This window comes from Mesorhizobium sp. M0601, assembly GCF_040320845.1.
Lineage (GTDB): Bacteria > Pseudomonadota > Alphaproteobacteria > Rhizobiales > Rhizobiaceae > Mesorhizobium.
The window spans coordinates 165,836-172,240 of the sequence record NZ_JAMYQK010000008.1; the positions used below are offsets into that span (position 1 = coordinate 165,836).

At 63.4% G+C, this 6,405-nt stretch carries 2 protein-coding genes; both read right to left on the bottom strand.

The features are described 5' to 3' along the window. Positions 1 to 7 precede the first annotated feature (7 nt). On the bottom strand, positions 8 to 3,535 hold the full coding sequence (dnaE, locus tag NKI41_RS11135) for a DNA polymerase III subunit alpha (RefSeq protein WP_352682957.1): 3,528 nt from the start codon (positions 3,533 to 3,535) through the stop codon (positions 8 to 10). A 574-nt stretch (positions 3,536 to 4,109) separates the two neighbouring features. Continuing rightward, positions 4,110 to 6,122, bottom strand: coding sequence for an acetyl-CoA carboxylase biotin carboxylase subunit (locus tag NKI41_RS11140; protein WP_352475105.1), 2,013 nt, complete (start codon positions 6,120 to 6,122; stop codon positions 4,110 to 4,112). Positions 6,123 to 6,405 lie beyond the last annotated feature (283 nt).

A 6,405-nucleotide genomic window follows, 5' to 3' on the forward strand; every position in this document is an offset into this window, starting at 1 on the left:
CTAACTCTTAGACCAGTTCCACCTCGACCACGCCCGGCACCGCCCGCATCGCCGACGCGATCTGCGGCGATACGCGGTAGCGGTTGGGCAACTCGATCTCGACCTCGCCCTCGCCGCCTTCCTTGATGACGATGATGCTCACCTGACTGTCGCCACGCTGGCCAAGCTGCGATTGGATTGTCGATGCCGGTGCGTCATTTCTGACGAAGATGCGCAACGCTTTCTGGATACGGCTTGCCTCTTCCTCCAACGACTGCACGGTCTGGATGCGCAGATTGACGCCTTCAGGCCTGTCCTCGGCCGAAACGGTGATCACCACCGAGCGGCCGGGTTCGAGCAGGTCGCGGTATTGCGCCAGCCCCTCGGAAAACAGCACCGCTTCATACTGGCCGGACGTGTCGGAGAACTGCACGACGCCCATCTTGTTGCCGGTGCGCGTCTTGCGCTCCTGCTTGGTGGTCACCGTGCCGGCGAGCCGGCCGGCGGCAGCACCGCGTTTGACGGCGGCCGAAAACTCGCCCCAGGTCTGCACCCGCATTTTCTGCAGCGCCGCCTTGTATTCGTCGAGCGGATGCGCCGAGAGATAGAACCCGACCACCTGGAATTCACGGTGCAGGCGGTCGGCGGCGAGCCAGGGATCGGTCGCCGGCAAGTTGAGCGCCTGCGACTGTGCGCCGAGCGAGGCGCCAAAGATGTCATGCTGGCCGGTGACGGCATTCTGCTGCGCCAGCGACGCCAGCCCCATCATCCGCTCGACGCCGGCCATCATCGCCGCGCGGTCATGACCGAAGCAGTCGAGCGCGCCGGCCATGATCAGGCTTTCGAAGACGCGCTTGCCGACGATCTTCGGATCGACCCTTTCACAGAAATCGGCGAGGCTCTTGAAGGGTTTTTCGCCGCGCGTGGCGACGATGTGCTCGACCGCCGCATCGCCGACGCCCTTGAGCGCGGCCAGCGAATAGAAGATGCGGTTCTCGCCGACCTCGAAATCCCGGAACGACGTCATGACCGACGGCGCCACCACCTCGATGCCGAGGCGCAGCGCATCCTGGCGGAAATCGGCGAGCTTGTCCGTATTGCCCATGTCGAGCGTCATCGATGCCGCCAGGAATTCGACGGGGTAATGCGCCTTCAGATAGGCGGTCTGGTAGGAGACGACGGCATAGGCGGCGGCATGCGATTTGTTGAAACCGTAGTCGGCAAACTTTGCCAGCAGGTCGAAGATGAAGTCGGCTTGCGGCTTGCCGACGCCGCGCTCGACCGCGCCCGAAACAAAGCGCTCGCGCTGCTTGTCCATCTCGGCGCGGATCTTCTTGCCCATGGCGCGGCGCAGCAGATCGGCTTCGCCCAGCGAATAGCCGGAGAGCTCCTGCGCGATCTGCATCACCTGTTCCTGGTAGACGATGACGCCTTGCGTCTCCTTGACGAGATGGTCGATCTTCGGGTGGATCGACGCCATCTCCTCCTCGCCGTGCTTTCTGGCGTTGTAGGTCGGTATGTTCTCCATCGGCCCCGGCCGGTAGAGCGCGACCAGCGCGATAATGTCCTCGATACAGTCGGGCCGCATGCCGATCAGCGCCTTGCGCATGCCGGCACTTTCCACCTGGAACACGCCGACCACTTCGCCGCGCGACAGCATGGCGTAGGTTTCGGGGTCGTCGAGCGGAATGTGGGCAAGATCGATCTCGATGCCGCGGCGGCGGATCAGCTTGACGGCCCTGTCCAGCACCGTCAGCGTCTTCAGGCCAAGGAAGTCGAATTTCACCAGCCCGGCCTGCTCGACATATTTCATGTTGAACTGCGTGACCGGCATGTCCGAGCGCGGATCGCGGTACATCGGCACCAGCTCCGACAGCGGCCGGTCGCCGATGACGATGCCGGCGGCGTGCGTCGAGGCGTGCCGATAAAGACCTTCCAGTTTCTGCGCCGTATCGAGCAGCGTCTGCACGATCGGCTCACGCTCCGCCTCTTCGGCAAAGCGCGGCTCGTTGGCGATGGCGTCGGCGAGCTTGACCGGATTGGCCGGGTTCGACGGCACCATCTTGCTCAGCTTGTCGACCTGCCCGTAAGGCATCTGCAGCACGCGGCCGACGTCGCGCAGCACCGCGCGCGCCTGCAACGTGCCGAAGGTGATGATCTGGCCAACCTGGTCGCGGCCGTATTTCTGCTGGACGTAGCGGATGACTTCCTCGCGCCGGTCCTGGCAGAAGTCGATGTCGAAGTCGGGCATAGACACGCGGTCGGGATTGAGGAAGCGCTCGAACAGCAGCGAAAAACGCAGTGGATCGATGTCGGTGATGGTCGTGGCATAGGCGACCAGCGAGCCGGCGCCCGAACCGCGGCCCGGGCCGACCGGAATGCCTTGTGCCTTGGCCCATTTGATGAAGTCGGCAACGATCAGGAAATAGCCCGGATATTTCATCTTCTCGATGACGCCGAGCTCGAAATCCAGCCTTTCGCGATATTGCTCGACGGTATAGCCGGGCATCGGGCCGTGCGCCGCCAGCCGCGCCTCCAGCCCTTCATGCGCCTGCCTGGCAAGCTCCTGCGCCTCCGCCTTGACCGCAGCATCGGCGTCGGCGACATCGCGGCCGGCAAAGCGCGGCAGAATCGGATTGCGGGTCTTCGGGTAATACGAGCAGCGCAGCGCGATCTCGACGGTGTTGTCGATTGCTTCCGGCAGGTCGGCGAACAGCCTCGCCATATCGGCCTGGCCTCTCAGGAAGTGGTCGGGCGAAAGGCGGCGGCGATTGTCGGCCGCAACCACGGAACCTTCGGCGATGGCGATCAGGGCGTCATGCGCCTCATAGTCTTCACGAGAGAAGAAAAACGCCTCGTTGGTGGCAACCAGCGGCAGATCGTGGCGGTAGGCGAGATCGACCGACGACTGCTCGATGGCGCGGTCATAGCCGGACACGCGCTCAAGCTCGACATAGAGCCGGTCGCCGAACAGGCTCTTGAGCGCCGAGAGCCGGGTCTCGGCGAGTTCGCGGCGATCCTGTTTCAATGCAGTGCCGATCGGACCGCGCGGCCCGCCCGTAAGGCAGATCAATCCGTCGGTGTGGCCCTGCAGCATCTCGCTCGTCAGATGCACCGCTTCGCCGGGCGGTGTCTCGAGGTAGACGCGGCTGACCAGCCTGACCAGATTGCCGTAGCCGGCCTCGGTTGCGGCGATCAGGACGACCGGCCGCATCTCCGGTCCTTGCCGCCTGCGGTCGCGCTGGCTGTCGCTCGCCTCGCCGGAAAAGGCGAGGTCGATCTGGCAGCCGATGATCGGCTGGATGCCATCCTTTACCGCCTTCTGGGCGAATTCCAGCGCGCCGAACAGATTGTTGGTGTCGGTGACGGCGATTGCCGGGCATTCGTCCTGCACCGCATGGCCGACGATCTTGCCGAGCTGCAAGGCACCTTCGAGCAGCGAATAGGCCGAATGCACGCGCAGATGAATGAATCGACGCGCCGCCGCCTCCGCCCGCGACGCCTTTGCATAGGCCTCGCGCAGCAAGGGATCGCGTGGAAGTCTTTCATCCGCCATGGTTTTTTCGCGCCGCCTGAAGGGACTCAGTCGATGAAGTTGTATTGTCGAGCGCCGGGTAGCACGAGTCCAGCGCTAGTGATTAGAGCTTTGGAGGTTTAGAGCAACCGCCGAAGCTGCCAATTTCCCCCCTTGTGGGGGAGATGTCCGGCAGGACAGAGAGGGGCGCTGTCCCGCCAACCTCAGGCTACAAACAAAACCCGCCTCGGCGGGCGGGTCGTTGGAGCCAATTAGCACCATAGCCAAATTAATAGCATAGCTGCCGGCACAAAGCAAGAACAAAATACGGCGCGACGGGGAAAAATTCGAGTTGTCCGTCTCCCGAGGGCGTATCCAGAGGATTGCAGGTCGCGTTCCTTCGCGCCCCCCTCTGTCCTGCCGGACATCTCCCCCATGAGGGGGGAGATTGGCCATCATCTCGGCTTTCGCCAATTTCCAACGTTGCAGGAGCGAGCTAGGCCCCGAAGCTGCCAATCTCCCCACTTTAGGGACACTTTAGGGGGAGATGTCCGGCAGGACAGAGGGGCGCGCTGTCCCGCCAACTTCAGACAGAGCGTCGAGGGCGGGTCCAACCTCACGCGAATTCCATGATCACAGCATCGACGGCAAGGCTGTCGCCGGGCTTGGCGTTGAGCTTCGAGACGATGAGGTCGCGCTCGGCGCGCAGGACGTTTTCCATCTTCATCGCCTCGACCACGGCCAGCGTCTCGCCGGCCTTGACTTCCTGCCCCTCGGCAACGGCAATCGACACGACGAGGCCGGGCATCGGGCATAGCAGCATCTTCGAGGTATCCGGCGCCACTTTTTCCGGCATCAGCCTTTCGAGTTCGGCGGTGCGCGGCAGCATGGCGCGGGCTGTCACCGAGATGCCTTTCCAGGCGATGCGGAACCCGTTCAGCACCGGCCTGACTTGCGCCGCGACCTTGCGGCCGCCGACCGTGCCGCGCCAGATGAGATCGCCCGGCCGCCAGTCGGATGCCACCGTCAGCGGTTTGCCGCCGTCGATTGTGAGGTCGAGCTCCATCGGAATGGAAATCATGCCTTCGACGATGGCAACCGAAAGATAATCCCGGCCGATCTTCACCACCCAATCGCGTTTCAAGGCGCCCGAATGCGGCGCCAGCCGCCCGCCCAGCCGGTCGAGCCGGTCGCGGCGCAGCAGTTCGACCGCGGTTGCGATCGCGGCCAGCACCGCGTTTTCTTCGCTGTTCGGCACAATGGGCGCGAAGCCGTCGGGATATTCCTCGGCGATGAACGCCGTCGATAGCCGCCCTTCCCGCCAGCGCGGATGCTGCATCAGCGCCGCCAGGAACGGTATGTTGTGCTCGATGCCGTCGACGACGAAACTGTCCAGCGCTTCCGACATCGCGTCGATTGCCGCCAGCCGTGTCGGCGCCCAGGTGCACAGCTTGGCGACCATCGGGTCGTAGAACATCGAGATTTCCGAGCCTTCGGTAACGCCGGTATCGTTGCGGATGACGATTTCGCCGAATTTTCCCTCTTCCGGCGGCCGGTATTTCGTCAGCCTGCCGATCGACGGCAGAAAGTTGCGATACGGATCTTCGGCATAGAGGCGGCTTTCCACCGCCCAGCCGTTCAGCTTGACGTCGCTCTGCTTGATGGCGAGCTTTTCGCCGGCCGCCACGCGGATCATCTGCTCGACCAGGTCGATGCCGGTGACGAGTTCCGTCACCGGATGCTCGACCTGCAGCCGCGTGTTCATTTCCAGGAAATAGAAGTTCTTGTCGCTGTCGACGATGAACTCGACCGTGCCGGCGCTCTGGTAGTCGACGGCCTTGGCCAGCGCCACCGACTGCTCGCCCATGGCTTTGCGGGTCTTGGCGTCGAGGAACGGCGACGGCGCCTCCTCCACGACTTTCTGGTTGCGGCGCTGGATCGAGCATTCGCGCTCGCCGAGATAGAGCGTGTTGCCATGCGCGTCGGCGAGCACCTGGATTTCGATATGGCGCGGATCGACGATGAATTTTTCGATGAAGACGCGGTCATCGCCGAACGAGCTTTTCGCCTCCGACCGCGCCCGGTCGAAGCCGTCGCGCACCTCTGCCTTGCTCCAGGCGATGCGCATGCCCTTGCCGCCGCCGCCGGCTGAAGCCTTGATCATCACGGGATAGCCGATTTCGCCGGCTATTCTTTCGGCATGGGCGGCGTTTTCGACGACGCCGAGCCAGCCGGGCACCGTCGACACCTTGGCCGCGTTGGCGAACTTTTTCGATTCGATCTTGTCGCCCATCGCCTTGATGGCCTTGGGCTTCGGGCCAATGAAGACGATGCCTTCCTGCTCCAGCGCTTCGCAGAAGGATGCCCGCTCGGACAGGAAACCGTAGCCGGGATGCACGGCCTCTGCTCCTGTGGCCTTGCAGGCGGCGATGATCTTTTCCGCGACCAGATAACTTTGCGCAGCCGGCGAAGGCCCGATATGCACCGCCTCGTCGGCCATTTCGACATGCACGGCGTCGCGGTCGGCGTCGGAATGGACCGCGACGGTGGCGATGCCCATCTTGCGCGCCGTCTTGATCACGCGGCAGGCGATCTCGCCACGGTTGGCGACCAGGATCTTTGTGAACATGCAGGCCTCGTCCCTCGGCTGCCCTTCTTGTACGGGCTTCCCGTTTTATGGGCTTCAGGGGGCCGGTCAAGGCAAAGTCGGAGCCTATCCCGCATGCAAATCGGCGGGCGCTGACGAAAATCCGGGGTCAGAACGTCGCTTCGTGCATAGCGCAGAGCTGAATGGTAAGTTAAATCTAACCTGGATTGCAGACTGCCTTGGGAGGATTGCCTGATGAAAACGCGCGCCGCTGTCGCCGTTGCCGCCGGAAAGCCGCTGCAGATCATGGAGGTCGACCTCGAAG